The 16,313-nt window shown below is 72.6% G+C and carries 18 protein-coding genes; 9 read left to right on the forward strand and 9 right to left on the reverse strand.

From position 1 onward, the window contains the following. Positions 1-30: 30 nt before the first annotated feature. Both ACYVLT_RS35895 and ACYVLT_RS35900 read right to left on the reverse strand, forming a co-directional pair. Positions 31-1,041 carry an iron-siderophore ABC transporter substrate-binding protein gene (locus ACYVLT_RS35895; RefSeq protein WP_461124612.1) on the reverse strand — a complete coding sequence of 337 codons (1,011 nt, stop codon included), beginning with the start codon at positions 1,039-1,041 and terminating at the stop codon, positions 31-33. A 116-nt stretch (positions 1,042-1,157) separates the two neighbouring features. Then, positions 1,158-2,486, reverse strand: coding sequence for a lysine N(6)-hydroxylase/L-ornithine N(5)-oxygenase family protein (locus ACYVLT_RS35900; protein WP_461124613.1), 1,329 nt, complete (start codon positions 2,484-2,486; stop codon positions 1,158-1,160). 177 nt (positions 2,487-2,663) lie between these two features. Here ACYVLT_RS35900 and ACYVLT_RS35905 point away from each other — a divergent pair, with 177 nt between their 5' ends. From ACYVLT_RS35905 to ACYVLT_RS35915, 3 genes are all read left to right on the forward strand, one after another. Further along, the gene (locus ACYVLT_RS35905) at positions 2,664-4,376 is read left to right on the forward strand and encodes an ABC transporter ATP-binding protein (RefSeq protein ID WP_461124614.1); all 1,713 of its coding nucleotides are present in this window, start codon (positions 2,664-2,666) and stop codon (positions 4,374-4,376) included. Further along, positions 4,373-6,100 (forward strand): ABC transporter ATP-binding protein, encoded by a 1,728-nt coding sequence (locus ACYVLT_RS35910; protein ID WP_461124642.1) that lies wholly within the window; start codon positions 4,373-4,375, stop codon positions 6,098-6,100. The genes ACYVLT_RS35905 and ACYVLT_RS35910 overlap by 4 nt, the downstream gene beginning before the upstream one ends. A gap of 322 nt (positions 6,101-6,422) precedes the next feature. Next, positions 6,423-7,058, forward strand: a complete 636-nt coding sequence (locus ACYVLT_RS35915) for an MBL fold metallo-hydrolase (RefSeq protein WP_461124615.1) — start codon at positions 6,423-6,425, stop codon at positions 7,056-7,058. A gap of 36 nt (positions 7,059-7,094) precedes the next feature. Here ACYVLT_RS35915 and ACYVLT_RS35920 read toward each other — a convergent pair whose 3' ends face one another. Both ACYVLT_RS35920 and ACYVLT_RS35925 read right to left on the reverse strand, forming a co-directional pair. After that, complete coding sequence (locus ACYVLT_RS35920; protein ID WP_461124616.1) at positions 7,095-8,081, reverse strand: LacI family DNA-binding transcriptional regulator; 987 nt, start codon at positions 8,079-8,081, stop codon at positions 7,095-7,097. A gap of 168 nt (positions 8,082-8,249) precedes the next feature. Beyond that, positions 8,250-8,486 carry a hypothetical protein gene (locus ACYVLT_RS35925; RefSeq protein ID WP_461124617.1) on the reverse strand — a complete coding sequence of 79 codons (237 nt, stop codon included), beginning with the start codon at positions 8,484-8,486 and terminating at the stop codon, positions 8,250-8,252. Positions 8,487-8,568: 82 nt separating this feature from the next. On the opposite strand from ACYVLT_RS35925, the gene ACYVLT_RS35930 reads away from it, so the two are divergent. The 6 genes from ACYVLT_RS35930 (at position 8,569) to ACYVLT_RS35955 (ending at position 12,441) form a co-directional block, all read left to right on the forward strand. Next, complete coding sequence (locus ACYVLT_RS35930) at positions 8,569-9,108, forward strand: MOSC domain-containing protein (protein ID WP_461124618.1); 540 nt, start codon at positions 8,569-8,571, stop codon at positions 9,106-9,108. Positions 9,109-9,170: 62 nt separating this feature from the next. Continuing rightward, a complete protein-coding gene (locus ACYVLT_RS35935; RefSeq protein WP_461124619.1) occupies positions 9,171-9,920 on the forward strand; it encodes an SDR family NAD(P)-dependent oxidoreductase in 750 nt (249 codons plus the stop codon). A gap of 124 nt (positions 9,921-10,044) precedes the next feature. Further along, complete coding sequence (locus tag ACYVLT_RS35940; protein WP_461124620.1) at positions 10,045-10,419, forward strand: SSI family serine proteinase inhibitor; 375 nt, start codon at positions 10,045-10,047, stop codon at positions 10,417-10,419. A 216-nt stretch (positions 10,420-10,635) separates the two neighbouring features. Then, positions 10,636-11,322 (forward strand): hypothetical protein, encoded by a 687-nt coding sequence (locus ACYVLT_RS35945; protein WP_461124621.1) that lies wholly within the window; start codon positions 10,636-10,638, stop codon positions 11,320-11,322. Next, the gene (locus ACYVLT_RS35950; protein ID WP_461124622.1) at positions 11,309-11,767 is read left to right on the forward strand and encodes a phage holin family protein; all 459 of its coding nucleotides are present in this window, start codon (positions 11,309-11,311) and stop codon (positions 11,765-11,767) included. The genes ACYVLT_RS35945 and ACYVLT_RS35950 overlap by 14 nt, the downstream gene beginning before the upstream one ends. Further along, positions 11,743-12,441: a DUF3618 domain-containing protein gene (locus tag ACYVLT_RS35955; RefSeq protein WP_461124623.1), complete on the forward strand. Its 699-nt coding sequence runs from the start codon at positions 11,743-11,745 to the stop codon at positions 12,439-12,441. The genes ACYVLT_RS35950 and ACYVLT_RS35955 overlap by 25 nt, the downstream gene beginning before the upstream one ends. 87 nt (positions 12,442-12,528) lie before the next feature. On the opposite strand, the gene pcaC is transcribed toward ACYVLT_RS35955, so the two are convergent. The 5 genes from pcaC to pcaH are packed head-to-tail and all read right to left on the reverse strand — an operon-like array spanning position 12,529 to position 16,296. Next, positions 12,529-12,891: a 4-carboxymuconolactone decarboxylase gene (pcaC, locus tag ACYVLT_RS35960; protein WP_461124624.1), complete on the reverse strand. Its 363-nt coding sequence runs from the start codon at positions 12,889-12,891 to the stop codon at positions 12,529-12,531. After that, the gene (pcaD, locus tag ACYVLT_RS35965) at positions 12,888-13,637 is read right to left on the reverse strand and encodes a 3-oxoadipate enol-lactonase (protein WP_461124625.1); all 750 of its coding nucleotides are present in this window, start codon (positions 13,635-13,637) and stop codon (positions 12,888-12,890) included. Before pcaD ends, pcaC begins: the two co-directional genes overlap by 4 nt. Next, positions 13,634-15,007 (reverse strand): 3-carboxy-cis,cis-muconate cycloisomerase, encoded by a 1,374-nt coding sequence (gene pcaB / locus ACYVLT_RS35970; RefSeq protein ID WP_461124626.1) that lies wholly within the window; start codon positions 15,005-15,007, stop codon positions 13,634-13,636. Before pcaB ends, pcaD begins: the two co-directional genes overlap by 4 nt. Next, positions 14,982-15,581 carry a protocatechuate 3,4-dioxygenase subunit alpha gene (gene pcaG, locus ACYVLT_RS35975; RefSeq protein WP_461124627.1) on the reverse strand — a complete coding sequence of 200 codons (600 nt, stop codon included), beginning with the start codon at positions 15,579-15,581 and terminating at the stop codon, positions 14,982-14,984. Before pcaG ends, pcaB begins: the two co-directional genes overlap by 26 nt. Next, entirely contained in the window at positions 15,574-16,296 is a 723-nt protein-coding gene (gene pcaH, locus ACYVLT_RS35980; RefSeq protein WP_461124628.1) for a protocatechuate 3,4-dioxygenase subunit beta, read from the reverse strand. Before pcaH ends, pcaG begins: the two co-directional genes overlap by 8 nt. Positions 16,297-16,313: the final 17 nt, after the last annotated feature.

Raw genomic sequence — 16,313 nt, forward strand, 5'->3', positions numbered from 1 at the left:
CGGCACCCCCACCCGCGGTGGACCGCCGAACTAGTTCTTGATCGCTTCGAGCAGCGGCACGACCTGCTCGATGCCGTAGGGCACGCTCAGCACGGTGTTGAACGACATGGCCGCGCCGATCGGCGGGTCCATGTAGGTGAGGAACAGGTCGCGCTTCTCGCTGACGACCTTGAGCCGCTGGTAGGCGGGCACGGACTTGACCCGCTCCCAGGCGCTCTGGTCGAACATGAGCCACACCAGCCGGTCGGCGTCGAGCAGGTCGAACCGCTCCTCGCTGAACTCGGCCACGTTCAGCTGGCCGGCGAGCTTGCCGATCTCGTCCACGAGGGTGAAGCCCAGCTCCTTCATGAAGATGGCCTTCGGGTCGGTCGGCGCGAACGCGGAGTACTGGCCGGGCTTGAAGCTGTCGGCCACCACCATCGTCTTGCCCGCCCACTCGGGGTGCGCGGCCTTGGCGTCGGCGAACCGCTTGGCCACGCCGTCGATGAGCGCCTGCGCCTCCTTCTGCTTGCCCAGCGCCTTGCCGATGTGCAGGGTCTGGTCCTGCCACGGGGCGGCGTAGTCGGGGAACGCCTTGGGCTGCGCGACCACGGGCGCGATCTTGGACAGCGTGTCGTACTGCTCCTGCTTCATGCCGGAGTAGACCGCGATGATCAGGTCGGGCTTGAGGGCGGCGACCTTCTCCAGGTTGTACTCGTCGCGCTCGCCGACGATCTCGGGCTGGGTGGTGCCCCAGAGTTCCTTGGTCCACGGCCAGTTGCCGAACGGCCGCTCCTTGAACCAGTCCACGACGCCGACCGGCTTGACGCCCAGGGCCAGCACGGGCTCCTGGTCGGACAGGCCGAGCGTGACGACCTTCTTCGGCTCGGACTTGATCTCGGTGGTGCCGTACTTGTGCTCGACCGAGACCGGGAACGCGCCGGTGGAGGCGGCGTTGGTGGGGCTCGTCCCGCCGGAGCCGGCGTCGCCGCCGCCCCCGCAGGCGGCCAGCGCCAGCGCTGCGGCCGAGACGACCGCGACCAGCTTGAACTTCGTGGACATCAGGGTTTCCCTTTCGGAGGCGCGGCGGCGCGCCGCTGTACCGTGCTAGTGCTAGGTATTCGGGCTAGTGCTAGCTATTCATTAGGTTTGCATAACCTAACAAACGGCGAGGGGTTTCAGCTCACGCGTGAGACGCTGATCGCGTATTCGGGCTGCACCGGCACCACCGGGGTGCGGCGACCGAGCACGGACTGGAGGATCTCCCCCACCCGCACGGAGGTGTTGGACAGCAACGACGACGAGATGCCGTGCGTGTGCTCGGTGCCGCCCTGGAGGTACAGCCCCGCCAGGAGGTCGTCGTCGGTGTCCAGGCGGTAGTCGCGACCGACGCTGAGCCTGCCGTGCGCGTCACGGACGCAGTGCCCGGCCAGGTCGCCGAGCAGCGCGGTCGGGTCGGCCTCCCGGTAGCCGGTGGCGTAGACGATCGCGTCGGCGTCGAACACCTCGCGCGCACCGGTGCCCAAGGACTCGACGGTGACGGTGAGCCCGTCCTCGCGGTCGTCCAGCTCGGCCACCCGGGAGAGGTTGAGCAGCCGCAACCGCTGCCGCCCCACCACCTTCTCCCGGTACACCCGCCGGTACAGCTCGGCGATCAGGTCGTTGTCGACCACCGCGTAGTTGGTGTTGCCGTGGTAGTCCATGAGCTTGCGCTTGACCTGCTCGGGCGCGGTGAAGAAGTCGTCGACGGCGCCCGGGTCGAAGATCCGGTTGGCGAACGGGCTGTCGTCGGCGGGGCTGTAGCCGTAGCGGGCGAACACCGCGCACACCTCGGCGGACGGGAACCGCTCGTGCAGGAACGCGGTGACCTCCGCGGCGCTCTGCCCGGCGCCGACCACGACCAGCCGGCGCGGGTCGGTCAACGACTCCACGCGGTGCAGGAAGTCCCGGTTGTGCCAGACCCGTCCGGACGGCTGGACGCCCTCGGGCAGGGCCGGCCGCAGACCGGTGGCCAGCACCAGGTTCCGGGCGCGGCGCAGCTCCACCTCGCCCGCGGACGTGCGCGAGACGACGTCGAAGTGCGTGATCACGCCGTCCTCGGTCACCGGCCGCACGTCCACCACGTCGTGGTCGTAGGACACCAGGTCGTCCACCCGGCCGGCGGCCCACTCGAAGTAGTCGTGGAACTCGACCCGCAGCGGGAACAGGTTCTTGTGGTTGATGAAGTCGACCAGCCTGCCCTTGCCGTGCAGGTAGCTGAGGAAGGTGAACGTGCTGTTCGGGTTCCGCAGGGTCACCAGGTCCTTGAGGAACGACACCTGCATGGTCGCGTCCTCGATCAGCATCCCGCGGTGCCAGCCGAACCGCGGCTGGCGCTCCAGGAAGTGGGCGGTCACCACGTCTTCGGCGCGCGCGGTGGCGTTGTACTCGGTGACGGCGATCGCGAGGGCCAGGTTGGACGGCCCGAAGCCGACGCCGAGGACGTCGAAGACCGGTGGCTGTGGCATGGCTGTCCCATCGGTGCGAGTACAGGGTGATCGAACTTTGGTTACCCTAACCTAAGTCGATCGTTCGCGGGAGTGATCCAGGCCTCTCTTCTGATTAGGGTAGCCTCACCTAGCAATCAGCGGAAGGCGGGCACCGGGGTGAAAACCGTCCTCAAGGCGGGCGTCCTCAAGGGGGCAGTGCCCAGGGGGGCAGTGCTCAAGGAGGCGGTCACCGGGCAGTGGAGATCGGTGACCGCCGCCTCCGCGCTCGGCGCGGCGCACCAGACCGGCGAGGCCGCGGTGCCGCTGCTCGTCGGCGTGGTGATCGACGAGGCGGTCCGCACCGGCGCGAGCGGGCGGCTGGTGTTCTGGATCGGCGTGCTGGCCGCGGTGTTCGTGGCGCTGTCGCTGAGCTTCCGCTTCTCCTTGCGCAGCGGGGAGAAGGCCTCGCACCAGGCCGCGCACGAGGTGCGGTCGCGGCTGGCCGAGCGGGTGCTGTCGGCGGACGGCGGCGCGGCGCACGGCAGGCTGTCCGGCGAGCTGGCGAACATCGCGACCAGCGACGCCCAACGCGTCGGCCAGGTGAACCTGGCGTTGCCGATCGCGTTCTCCGCGGTCGTCGGCGTGCTGGTCGGCGCGGTGGCGCTGCTGCGCGTCTCGCCCGTGCTCGGGCTGCTGGTGCTGGTGGCCGCCCCGGTGCTGCTCGGCCTCGCGCACCTGCTGGGCAAGCCGCTCGAACGGCGCAGTGACGCCGAGCAGGACCGGGCCGCGCTGGCGTCCGGGGTGGCGGCCGACCTGGTCGCCGGGCTGCGGGCGGTCAAGGGCATCGGCGCGGAGGCGACCGCCGCACGCCGGTACCGGGTGACCAGCCGCTCGTCCATGGCGGCCGCGATCCGCGCCGCCCGGTCGCGAGCCTGGCTGGACGGTTCGATGCTGGCGATGACCGGCGTGTTCCTGGCGGTCGTGGCACTGGTCGGCGGGCACCTGGCCGCGTCCGGGACGATCACCGTGGGCCAGTTGGTGGCCGCGGTCGGGTTGGCGCAGTTCCTGCTGTGGCCGCTGTCGATCTTCTCGTGGGTCAACGGGCTGCTGGCGCAGGGCCGTGCGTCGGCCGCCCGGGTGGCCGAGGTGCTGGCCGCTCCCCCGGCCGTGCCGCCGGGTTCGGCGCCGTTGCCGCTCCCGGTGGCCGGGCGCGTGGAGCTGGCCGAGGTGGTGTCCGGGTCGCTGCGCGGCGTGTCGTTGACGGCGGAGCCCGGTGAACTGGTCGGCGTGGTGGCGCGTGATCCGGCGGACGCCGTGTCGTTGCTGGCCGTGCTGGCGCGCGAGGTCGACCCCTCGGGCGGCACGGTGACGTTGGACGGCGTTCCCTTGTCCACTGTGGAGGGTTCTGCGTTGCGGTCGGCGGTGTTGGTCGCGGCGCACGACGCGGATTTGTTCGAGGGTTCGGTGCGGGACAACGTCGCGGCCGGCGCGGCCCAGGGTGGTGTGGCCCAGGGTGGTGTGGCCCAGGTCGATGAGGTCGTGCTGCGGGAGGCGATGGACGCGGCGCGGGTGGACGACGTGGCGCGGGCTCTGCCCGACGGGCTGGACACGGTGATCTCGGCGCGCGGCCGGTCGTTGTCCGGCGGGCAGCGGCAGCGGGTGGCACTGGCCCGTGCCCTGGCCGCCGCTCCCCCGGTGTTGGTGGTGCACGACCCGACCACCGCGGTCGACGCGGTGACCGAGGTGTCGCTGGCCGCGGGGATCAAGCGGGTGCGGTCGGGCCGGACCACGATCGTGGTGGCGACGAGCCCGGCGCTGCTGGCCGCCGCGGATCGCGTGGTGTTCCTGGCTTCCGGCGTCGTCGTCTCCTCCGGCGCGCACGCGGACCTGGTGGCGGACGACGACTACCGACTGGTGGTGTTGAGCTGATGCGCGAGTTGCTGGCGACCGCGTCGGGCGCGCGGACCTGGGCCGCGGTCGGCGGGTTGGTGCGGCCGCGGCGCGGCTTGGCGTGGGGTGCGCTGCTGGTGCTGTTGGCGGGCACGGCGGTCGGGTTGCTCACCGCGCCGGTGCTGGGCCGGATCGTGGACGTGGTGGGCGCGGGGTCGTCCGCCATCGCCTGGCCCGTGGCGTTGCTGGTGCTGGTGGCGATCACGCAGGGCGTGTCGACGGCGTTGGGCACGTCCCTGGTGGCGCGGCTCGGCGAGGGGATGCTCGCCGACCTGCGCGAGAAGTTCGTGGAACGGGCGCTGCACCTGCCGCTGGAGCGGGTGGAGAAGGCCGGCGCGGGCGACCTGACCTCGCGGGTGACGCGGGACGTGCAGGTGATCGCGGACGCGGTGCGCAACGCGCTGCCGGTGATGGCGCGGTCGGCGTTGACCATCGGGTTGACCGTGGTCGGCATCGCGGTGCTGGACTGGCGGTTCCTGATCCCCGTGCTGCTGGCGATGCCGATCCACGTGCACACCGTGCGCTGGTACGGCGGGCGCGCGGTGCGGCTGTACGCGGCGCAGCGCGTCGCCGTGGGCGTGCAGCAGCAGCAGTTGCTGGACTCGATCGGCGGCGCGGCGACCGTGCGGACCTTCGGGTTGGCCTCCTCGCACGTGGCGCGGGTGCGGTCGCGGTCGCAGGAGGCGGTGGACCTCGCGTTGCGCGGCATCCGGCTGCTGACCCGGTTCTACGGGCGGCTGAACGTGGCCGAGTTCATCGGTCTGGCGGGCGTGCTGGTGACCGGGTTCTGGTTGGTGGGCGCCGGTTCCGCGTCGGTGGGCACGGCGACCGCGGCGGCCCTGTACTTCCACGGCCTGTTCAACCCGATCAACGCGGCCCTCGCGCTGGCCGACGACGCCCAGGCCGCCACCGCGTCGTTGTCGCGGCTGGTGGGCGTGACCGACGAGCCGATGCCCTCGACCGAGGGACGGGTGCGGCCCGCGGACACGACGATCAAGCTCGCCGGGGTCGGCTACTCCTACGTGGACGGACATCCCGTGCTGCGGGACATCGACCTGGAACTCGCGGCGGGCGAACGGGTGGCGCTGGTCGGCGCGTCCGGCGCGGGCAAGACGACGTTGGCCAAGCTGATCGCGGGCGTGCACGAGCCGACCACCGGGTGCATCAGCATCGGCGGGGTCGAGCTGGGGTCCGCGGTGCGGTCGGTCGCGCTGATCACGCAGGAGGTGCACGTCTTCGCGGGTCCGCTGGTCGACGACCTCCGGCTGGCCCGTCCGGACGCCGACGACGAGCTGATCGCGGCGGCGTTGGCGCGGGTCGGCGCGCTGGGGTGGGCCTCGGCGTTGCCGTCGGGCCTGGACACCGTGGTCGGCGAGGGCGGCCACCGGTTGACCGTGGCGCAGGCGCAGCAGTTGGCGTTGGCCAGGCTCGTGCTGGCCGACCCGCCGGTGGCGATCCTGGACGAGGCGACGGCCGACGCGGGCAGCGCGGGCGCGCGGGAACTGGAGGAGGCGGCGGCCCGGGCGTTGGACGGCCGGACCGGTCTGCTGGTGGCGCACCGGCTCACCCAGGCCGTGACCGCGGACCGCGTGGTGGTGATGGACGTGGGCCGGGTGGTGGAGAGCGGCACGCACGAGGAGCTCCTCGCCGCCGGCGGCCGTTACGCGCAGCTGTGGGCGGCCTGGTCGGGCACCCGGTCCTAGCGGGCCCGACCAGGCCCGGGAACTAGAAGAGGACGATCAGCAGCACGATCGCCAGGATGACGGCGATGATGGTCGGGATGGTGGCGGGCGAGCGGCGGTAGTGGCTCTGCACCGAGGTCGTGCGGAACCAGCTGTACGGCACACGGCGACGGTGTCGCTGGACCCAAGGCATTTCGGCTCCCAACATCGTGTTGTCCCCCATGCTTGGACCTCTGGTACCCAGGACCGGCGCGGTGAACACCTTCGGGTGGTGGAAGGCGGTCGCTGCGCTCGTGGCGAAACCCGGCGCGACACCCCCGGCCTGGCGTTTAGCGTTGCGGGCGTGGAGATCATCGACGTGGTGCCGGGCCTGCGGATGTTGAGGTTCCCGATCGGACAGGGGTACGCGTGGCAGGACGGCGACGCCCTCACCGTCATCGACACCGGCACCGCCGGGCACGCGTCCCGGATCGCCGAGCTGGGGCGCGTCGAGCGGATCGTGCTGACGCACTACCACGACGACCACATCGGCTCGGCCGCCGAACTGCGCTCGCTGACCGGCGCGCCGGTGTACGCGCACCGCTTGGAGGCGCCCGTGATCCGGGGCGCCGTGACGCCGCCGGCGCCGGTCATCCCGCCCGAGGAGCGGGAACTGTTCGACCGCGTCACGCCGGGCGTGCCCGCCGCTCCCCGTTCGCCGGTGGACCACGAGGTGGACGAGGGTGACGAGCTGGACTTCGGCGGCGGCGCGCGGGTGCTCTCGATCCCCGGCCACACGGCGGGCAGCATCGCGATCCACCTGCCCGCGCACGGGATCCTGTTCACCGGCGACACGGTGGCCACCTGGGAGGGCGCGGCGATCCCCGGCGTCTTCAACACCGACCGGCCGCGGCTGCTGGAGTCGGTGCGGCGGCTGCTGGACCTGGAGCCGGAAGTCCTGTGCGTCGGCCACGGCGACCCGCTCCTGGCCGGCCGCTGAGCCTCGGGACGGGCGATCAGCCCGAGCGGCAGGCGATCAGCCCGAGCGGCGGGCGACGAACGCGGTGGGCAGGACGACCGGTTCGGCGGCCAGGGTCGCGCCCTCCAGCCTGGACAGCAGCAGGCGTGCGGCCGCCTCGCCCATCTCCCGCATCGGCTGCCGCACGGTCGTCAACTCGGCGTGCGCGGCGATGGGTATGTCGTCGAAGCCGACCACCGCGACGTCGTCCGGGACCTTGCGGCCGACCGCGTTCAACGCCCGCAGGACGCCGAGCGCGGACAGGTCGTTGTGCGCGAACACGGCGTCGAAGCGCAGGCCGGTGGCCATCAGCTTCTCGGTGGCCACCGCGCCGCGGTCGGTGGTGAAGTCGCCCTCGACCACCAGTCGCGGGTCGACGTGCACGCCCGCGTCGCCCAGCGCGTCGAGGAAGCCGTCCAGCCGCTCCCGCACGCACCCGAAGTTCGCCGGCCCCGTCACCACGGCGAACGCCGTGCGGCCGGCCGCCACCAGGTGCTGCGCCGCCGCCTGCGCGCCTTCCCGGTTGGTGGTGCTCACCGACGGGAACCCCGGCCTGCTGTCCCGGTCGTCGATCATCACCACGGGCAGGCCCTGGTCGTGCAGCGTCTCGATGTAGCTCAACGTGTCCGGCGGCTCGATCACCAGCAGCCCGTCGAACGCCTTCGCCGACACGTGGCTGGCGAACTGCGCCAGCGACTCCGAACCCCGGTTCACCGTGTACAGCAGCAGGCCGTACCCCTCGGCCTCCAACTCGTCCACCGCGCCCTGCACCACCTCGCCGGTCCACGGCCAGGTCAACGAGGGCACGAGCATGCCGACGGTGCGGGCACGGCCGCGGGCGAGACCGACGGCGCGCGCGCTGGGCACGTAGCCGACGTCCGCGATCACCTGCCGCACCCGCGCCGCCGTGGCCGCGTCGACATCCGGTTTGCCGTTGAGCACGCGGGACACGGTCGCCTTGCTCACCTGGGCGCGTTGGGCGACTTCGGCGATCGTGACTCGCACGGTGCACTCCTCGGCAGCAGCCACTGGAACGGGTCCGTAACCGGTACCGAAACCGGTTACGGACACGCAGTCAACCGCTCCGTGCACGCAGCGTCAAGAGTGCGTCGACCAGCGAGGAGGCGGACGCACCGGTCGGGCGCGGCCCGTTCGGGCGGCGTGCCGCGCCGGTCAGGCGAGGACCGCGCGGCCGGCGGGCGTCAGCTCGGCGGGCACCCACGGGCCGGACGCGTCGCGTCGCGCCGGGCGGAGCAGCCCGGCGTGGGCCAGTTCGCGCGCGGCCACCTGGTCACTGCACAGCAACCCGTCGACCTTGAGGTCCGGCTCGCTGCTGCGGGTCACCTCGGCACGCCCGGCCGCGATCGCCCGCAGCAGTGCCCGTGCCCGGTGGTTCAACTCGTCAACCATGATCAATCACCGTCGTCCCCAGAGGTTGTGCACTGGGTTTATCGCCGGAGCCGGGCGAAGTCTTACCGGTAGGGTCGATCACATGGGGATGGTCGCGGCCGTGAGCCGGAGCGGGGAGTACACGTTCACCAAGCCCAACCAGGACTCGATCACGCTCGTGGCGGGCCTGGGCGTCGAGGGCGACGTGCACCAGGGCGTCACGGTCAAGCACCGGTCGCGCGTGCGGCGCGACCCCACGCAGCCCAACCTGCGGCAGGTGCACCTGATGCACGCGGAGCTGCACGACGAGCTGAACGCGTCCGGTTTCGCGGTCGCGGCGGGCCAGCTGGGCGAGAACGTGACCACGCGCGGTGTCGACCTGCTCGGCCTGCCGACCGGCACGCGCCTGCACCTCGGCCCGCACGCGGTGGTCGAGGTGACCGGCCTGCGCAACCCGTGCCCGCAGATCGAGGCGTTCCGGAGCGGCCTGCTCAAGGAGGTCGTCGGCCGCGACGAGGACGGCAACGTGGTCCGCAGGGCCGGCATCATGTCCGTCGTGCTGGTCGGCGGCGAGGTCCGCCCGGGCGACGAGATCCGCGTCGAACTGCCCGCCGAACCGCACAGCCCCCTCGTGCCGGTCTGATCGGGCGCTCGTCGGTCACGCCGAGCTGATCCGCCCACCACCCCGCGCTACTCTCCGTGCCCGTGACAGGTCTTCTCGTGGGCACGGTCGGGCTCGTCACCGGAGCCAGCGGGCTCATCGGGCACGGCATCGCCCTGCGGTTCGCGCGGGCCGGGGCGGCGGTGGTGGCGCACGGCCACCGGGGCGACGTGGACGCCCTGGTCGCGGAGATCACCGCGGCCGGTGGGCGGGCGACCGGGATCCGGGCCGATCTCACCGACCCCGAGGCGTGCGGTCGGCTGGTGCGCGCGGCGGCCGAGTGGGGCGGGCGGCTGGACGCGCTGGTCAACAACGCGGGCGTGCAACCGGTCCAGGACCTCGCGGGCATGACGGCCGCGCAGTGGCGCGCGGTCGTGGACCTGAACCTCACCAGCGCCTTCGCCTGCACCCAGGCCGCGGCGGAGGTGCTGCCGGCCGGAGGGTCGGTCACCCACGTCGCCTCGATCGAGGGCACCCACCCCGCCGCAGGGCACGCGCACTACGGCGCGTCCAAGGCCGCCCTGATCATGCACGCCCGGTCGGCCGCCCTGGAGTACGGGCCGCGGGGGATCCGGGTCAACACCGTCTCCCCCGGCCTGATCGACCGGCCGGGGCTGGCGCGGGACTGGCCGGACGGCGTCGACCGGTGGACCCGGGCCGCGCCGCTGGGTCGGCTCGGTCGACCCGAGGACGTTGGTGACGCCTGCGTTTTCCTCGCCTCGCCGATGGCGTCCTGGATCACCGGAAACGACCTGGTAGTGGATGGCGGGATCACCGCGCGACCTACCTGGTGACCTATTCGGTGCGAATTGGAAACGTTAATTCACAGATTACGACATCCCGGTGAGATGCGAATCCGGCCGAATACGATCCACTCGATCGGGTCATCCCGGTGCCATGCGACGAACACGAACCCTCATGGCTTCCTTGTTCGCATCCAGCCTGCTGGCCGCGCCGCTGATCGGGGCGGGCCCGGCGTCCGCCGCGGCGCCGGAGACCGACCTCCTGCTGGCGGTCTACCAGGAGCAGACCGGGGTCGACAGCACCCGGCTGACCTGCGACCCGGCTGCGGGTGACCACCGGCTGGCGCGGGTGGCGTGCGACGAGATCGAGGCCGCGAACGGCGACTTCACGCAGTTGACCGGCACCGAGCCGCAGGTCTGCACCTTCGACTACACGCCGGTGACCGTGACCGCGTTCGGCTCGTGGCGGGGTGAACCCGTGCAGTACGTCGAGCAATTCCCGAACCGGTGCGTGATGGAGCAGGAGACCGGCACGGTCTTCTCGTTCTGACCCGTCGACCGCATACCACCCGATAACCGACCGACCATCCAGGACGACCCCGCGACCGGAACCCGGTCGCGGGGTCGTCGCACATTTGTCGCCGATTCCGCGCGAGCGCGCGGTGCGCCGCCGAGCACCGAGGTGGTTGTTGTTGCGAAGGAGGTTAACCCTCCGCCGTGGGGGTAGGTCGGTAGGCGAGAACACGCCGACCGTGAGGAGTCCGTCGTGGACGAGAACCAGGTGGGTGCGGTCCGCGAGACCGCCGAGCAGGAAGGCACCGCCGTGGCGCAGCACGCCCGGCAGGCCGCCGGAGAGGTGCGTGCGACCGCGCGTGAACAGGTCGGACAGGTGGCCCACGAGGCGAAGGGCCAGGCCAAGCACGTCGCGCACGACATGCGTGAACGCGTCGCCACCGAAGCCGAGGAGCAGGCCAAGCGGGTGTCGCGGCAGATCGACCGGATCGCCGACGAGCTGGGCACGATGGCCGACGGCTCCGGCCCGGACTCGCTGACCGCGGGCGCGTTGCGCCAGGTGTCCGACGCGAGCCGGCAGGCCGCCCGCTACCTCGACGAACGGGGTGCGCGGGGACTGCTGGACTCCGCGCAGGACTTCGCCCGGCGCAAGCCCGGGACGTTCCTGATCGGCGCGGCGGTGGCCGGTTTCCTGGTCGCCCGCGCCGCGAAGAGCATGAACGCGCCCGACCAGTCGCGTCAGCAGGCGCAGCCGCAGCGCGGCTACACCGACCAGACGCCGACGACCCCGGTGACCACGCCGACCGCCGTGCCTTCGTCACCCTCGCCGGTGCCGCCGTCCCAGTACGGCACGTTGCCGCAGTCGGCGCCGTCGGGTCCGCCGGCGCCGTCGCCGCGTGCGCCCTACCAATCGGAGGGGGCGCCGTATGTCCAGCGCTGAGCCCCGGCTGACGGAGGGCGTCGTGCCGCCGAGCCGGGTGCCGACCGGCGCCGTGCCGCCGCCCGACGGCGAGGCCTCGCTGGGCCAGCTCGTCGGTGAGCTGACCGAGGACCTGTCGCGGCTGATGCGCCAGGAGCTGGAGCTGGCCAAGGCCGAGATCCGGCAGGAGGCGACGAAGGCGGGCAAGGCGGCCGGGATGCTGGGCGCGGCCGGGTTCGCGGGGTACATGACCGCGGTGCTGCTGAGCCTGGCGCTGGCGTTCGGCCTGGCGACGTTCATGGGGCTGGGCTGGGCCACGCTCGTCGTGGCCGTGCTGTGGGGCATCGCCGGTTTCGCCCTGTTCTCCGCCGGGCGCACGCGACTGCGCAAGGTGAACCCCAAGCCGGAGCGCACCATCGAGACCTTGAAGGAGGACGCGGAATGGGTCCGTCACCCGACCAGATAAGGCACGACATCGACCGCACGCGTGCCGAGTTGGTGGCCGACGCGAACCGGATCGTCGACCACACCAGGCCACGCAACATCGCGCAACGCCGGGTGGACCGGGTCCGGCACCGCATGGGCACGTTGAAGGAGCGAGTCATGGGCACGGTTCCGGAGACCGCGGCATCGGTGCAGGACCGGACCGCGGGCATGGCGTCCGCCGTCGGTGAGCGGGCGCAGCACGCCACCTCGACCGTCGGCGACAAGGCTCAGCACGCCGCGTCCGCCGTGGGCGAGAAGGCGCAGGAGGCCGCGCAGGCCGTGCAGAACGCGCCGGAGCAGGCACGGCAACAGGCGCGCGGCAACCCGCTGGCGGCGGGCCTGATCGCGTTCGGCGCGGGCGCGCTGATCGCCACCCTGATCCCGGCCACCAGGGCCGAGCAGGACGCCATCCGCCAGCTCGGCGAGCGCGCCGGTGGTGCCGTGGAACCGGTGAAGGAAGCCCTCACCGAGTCCGCGCAGAAGTTGAAGGACGACGCGAGCACCGCCGTCAGCGAGGCGGCGGACCAGGTCAAGCAGGTGGCCCAGGAGGCCACGCAGACGACCGTGGAGCAGGCCAAGGGCTCGGCCCAGGAGGTCGGCCAGCACGCCCGCGAGTCGGGTCAGCAGGTCAAGTCCGAGGTCAGGAACCAGTAGCCCGCGCGACGGAGCGGCGCCGACCACGTTCCCGGTCGGCGCCGCTCGCTCACCCCCGTGCCGCGACCCCGGCCCCAGGCCTGGCGGTCAGCTCTCGGCCAGGATCGGTCGTGTCACGGTGAACGCGCGGTTCGCGGTGGGGACGCCCGCGTAGACGCCCACGTGCAGCAGCACTTCCTTGATCTCGTCCGCCGTCACGCCGTTGCGCAACGCCGCCCGCACGTGCATCGCCAGCTCCCGCTCGTGCCCGAGCGCCGCCAGCACGGCCAACGTGAGGCACGACCGCACCCGCCGGTCGAGTCCGGGCCTGGCCCACACCCCGCCCCACGCGTACCGCGTGATGAAGTCCTGGAAATCGGCGGTGAACGCGTCGGTGTCGGCCACCGCGCGGTCCACGTGCTCGTCGCCGAGCACCTCCCGCCGCACGCGCATGCCTTCCTCGAAGCTCACAGGTGCTCCTCCATGATCGTCGACACCTCGTCGGCCGCCTCGACGTTCGCCAGGTGCGCCGCCTGCACCAGGTGGAACGACGCGCCGGGGATCGAGTCGGCGACGAAACGCCCGCAGTCCGCCGGGGTGGCCTCGTCGGCCGCACCCGCGATGACGGCCGTCGGCGCCTCGATCGCGGGCAGCACGGACCGCAGGTCCAGCACCGCCAACGCCTCGCAGCACCCGGCGTACCCCTCGTCGTCCACTTCGGACAGATCGGTCTCGAACGCGGCCACCACCTCGGGTGAGCTCTCACGGAACGCCGGGGTGAACCAGCGGTCGACCGCGGTGGGCGCGATGGCTCCGGTGCCGGAGGCCCGCACGGTCGCCGCCCGGTCCAGCCACGGCCGCGCCGCCGGGAACGTGGCCGCCGTGCAGCACAGCACCAGCCGCTCGATGCGCTCCGGCGCGTGCCCGGCCAGCCACATGCCCACCATTCCGCCCATCGACACACCGCAGTACGAAACCCGCGCCAGCCCCAGCGCGTCCAGCAGCTCCAGCACGTCGTCGGCGAGGTCGTCGATGCGGTAAGGGCCGTCCGGCGCGGGCGAGCCGCCGTGGCCGCGGTGGTCGTAGCGCAGCACCCGGAACCGGCGTCGCAGCACGGGCAGCTGACGCGCCCACATCGCGGTCGTGGTGCCGAGCGAGTTGCCCAGGACGACGACCGGCGCGTCCGGCGGCCCGCTCAACTCGTAGTGCGGCTTCACGGCCGGCCCCTCCCCCGGTGCGCCGCGAGGGCGCGGTCGGTGAACTCGCCCGCGCTGCCGGTGTACCCGGCCGGGTCCAGCGCGTCGTCGACCTCCTTCTCCGACAGCCCGATCCGCAGGTCGGCCAGCAACGCCTCGCGCAGCGGCTGACCGGCCGCGACCGCGCTCCGGCACACCTCGGCGACCAGCTCCTGCGCCTCGGACCGGCCGATGCGCCCCGCCAGCCGCACGGCCACGTTCTCGGCCATCAGCAGCCCGCCGGTGAGGTCGAGGTTGCGCCGCATCCGCTCCGGGTCGACCCGCAGCTTCGACAGCAGCTCACGCGTGCCGCGCACGGCCCCGCCGACCAGCCTCAGCAGCTCGGTGACGGTCTGCCACTCGCCGTGCCACGCGCCGGCCGCCCGTTCGTGCTCCTGAGCCATCGCGGACAGCACCGTGGCCACCAGCCCCGGCACCCGGCTGGTGCCCGCGGTCACCAGCACCGCGCGCACCGGGTTGTGCTTGTGCGGCATCGCCGACGACGTGCCGCCGTCCGCCTCGGCCACCTCCGCGACCTCGGTCTGCGCGAGCAGCACCACGTCCTGCGCGATCTTGGCCAGCACCCCCGACGCCTCGCCCAGCGCGCCCGCGAGCTCCGCCACCCTGGTCCGGTTGGTGTGCCACGGGATCAGCGGCGCGACCAGGCCCAGCTCGGCGGCCAGCTGCTCGGTCAGGTCACCGCCCTCGCGCACGGCGGCCATCGTGCCCACCGCGCCGCCGAACTGCACGGCCAGCCGCCGCGTGCGCACCCTGGTCAGCGCCGCCTCCGCCTCGTCCACGGCGACCAGCCAACCGGCGCACTTGAGCCCGAACGTGGTGGGCAGCGCGTGCTGGGCCAGGGTCCGACCGGCGATGAGCGTGTCCCGGTGCCGTTCGGCGAGCCGTTCGCACTCGGCGGCCACGCCGCGCAGCCCGACCAGGATCGGCCCGAGCGCGCGGGAGGCGACCAGCGACAACGCGGTGTCCAGCACGTCCTGGCTGGTGGCGCCGTTGTGCACGGCCGCACGACCCTCGGCGGTGACGTGCGCGCCGATCGCGCGGACCAGCGGCACGACCGGCGTGCCGGAGGTGAGGGCGCCCTCGCCGATGACGACCGGGTCGTAGTGCCCCACGTCGATGGCGGTCACCACCATCCGGGCCGCCTCCTCGGTCACGATGCCCGCCCTGGCCTGCACGATCGCCAGGGCTCGCTCGAAGTCCAGCATGGCCCGCAACCACGCCCGGTCGCACGTCTCGGTCTCGACGTCCGGGTCGGTGAACAGCGTGCCGAACAGCGAGCGGGGGCCCGCCGAGCGGGCGCCGTGCTCAGAGGTCGAAGAAGACGGTCTCATGGTCCCCTTGCAGGTGGATGTCGAAGCGGTAGCCGGGTGGGCCGGTCCGCGACGGGTCGCGCCCGGCGATGAGCGTCGCCCGCCTGGCGGGGTCGTCGATCGAGGTCAGCACCGGGTCCGCGATGTTGGCCTCCTCGTCCGGGAAGTAGATCCGCGTGACCAGCCGTACCAGCATGCCCCGGCAGAACACCGACACGTTGAGGTGGGGTGCCTCCCATCCTCCCCCGACCACGCCGCCGCCGCTCCCGGCCACCGGCAGTGGCCCGGGTTTGACGGTCAACAGCGAGTACCGCCCCTCGGGGTCCGTGGCGCTGCGACCGAAGCCGCGGAAATCCTTCCAGCGCACCGGACCACGCGGGTCGTCGGGGTGGTCGAACCGGCCGTCGGGGTCGGCCTGCCAGGTCTCGACCACGGCGTCCGGCACCGGCACGCCCGCGCCGTCGTAGACCGTGCCGCCGATCCGGAACGCGCCGGGCGTGCCCTCGGGCACCACGAACGGGCCGTCCGACCACACCAGGCCGAACGAGAAGAACGGGCCGACGGTCTGCGACGGGGTGGTCTGGAGCTCACTCATCGTCGTCCTCCTCCTCCAGCGGCGTGGGGTTCTTGCCCCGCAGCACGATGTCCCACTGGTAGCCCAGCGCCCATTCCGGCACCGTGGTGCCCAGGTCGAACCGGGCGACCATCGCCTCGCGGGCCTTCGGGTCGCGGACCGAGTTGAAGATCGGGTCCTGGGCGAACAGCGGGTCGCCGGGGAAGTACATCTGGGTGATCAACCGCTGGGTGAACGCGGTGCCGAACAGCGAGAAGTGGATGTGCGCGGGCCGCCAGGCGTTGTCGTGGTTGCGCCAGGGGTAGGCGCCCGGGTGGACCGTGGTGAACGAGTAGCGGCCGTCGGCGTCGGTGACGACGCGGCCGACGCCGGTGAAGTTCGGGTCGAGCGGCGCGGGGTGGCGGTCGGCGTCGTGCCGGTACCGGCCGGCCGCGTTGGCCTGCCACACCTCCAGCAACGTGCCCGCGACCGGCCGACCGCCACCGTCGAGCACCCGACCGGACACGATGATCCGCTGGCCCTGCGGCTCGCCGTCGTGGCCGAGGGTCAGGTCGTTGTCGTGGGGGCCGACGCGGCCCTCGCCCAGCAGCGGGCCGGTGATCTCGCCCAGCCGTTGCGGCAGCAGCACGAACGGCCGGTGGGGCGCGCGGAGCACGTTGGACCGGTACTCGGGGAAGGCGACGGGCGGGTGCGAATCCGGGTCCGGCCGATAGGTGTGCGGCTCGTAGGTCGGCACCGCGGTCTCCTGTTCGT

It is taken from the genome of Saccharothrix stipae (assembly GCF_054781895.1).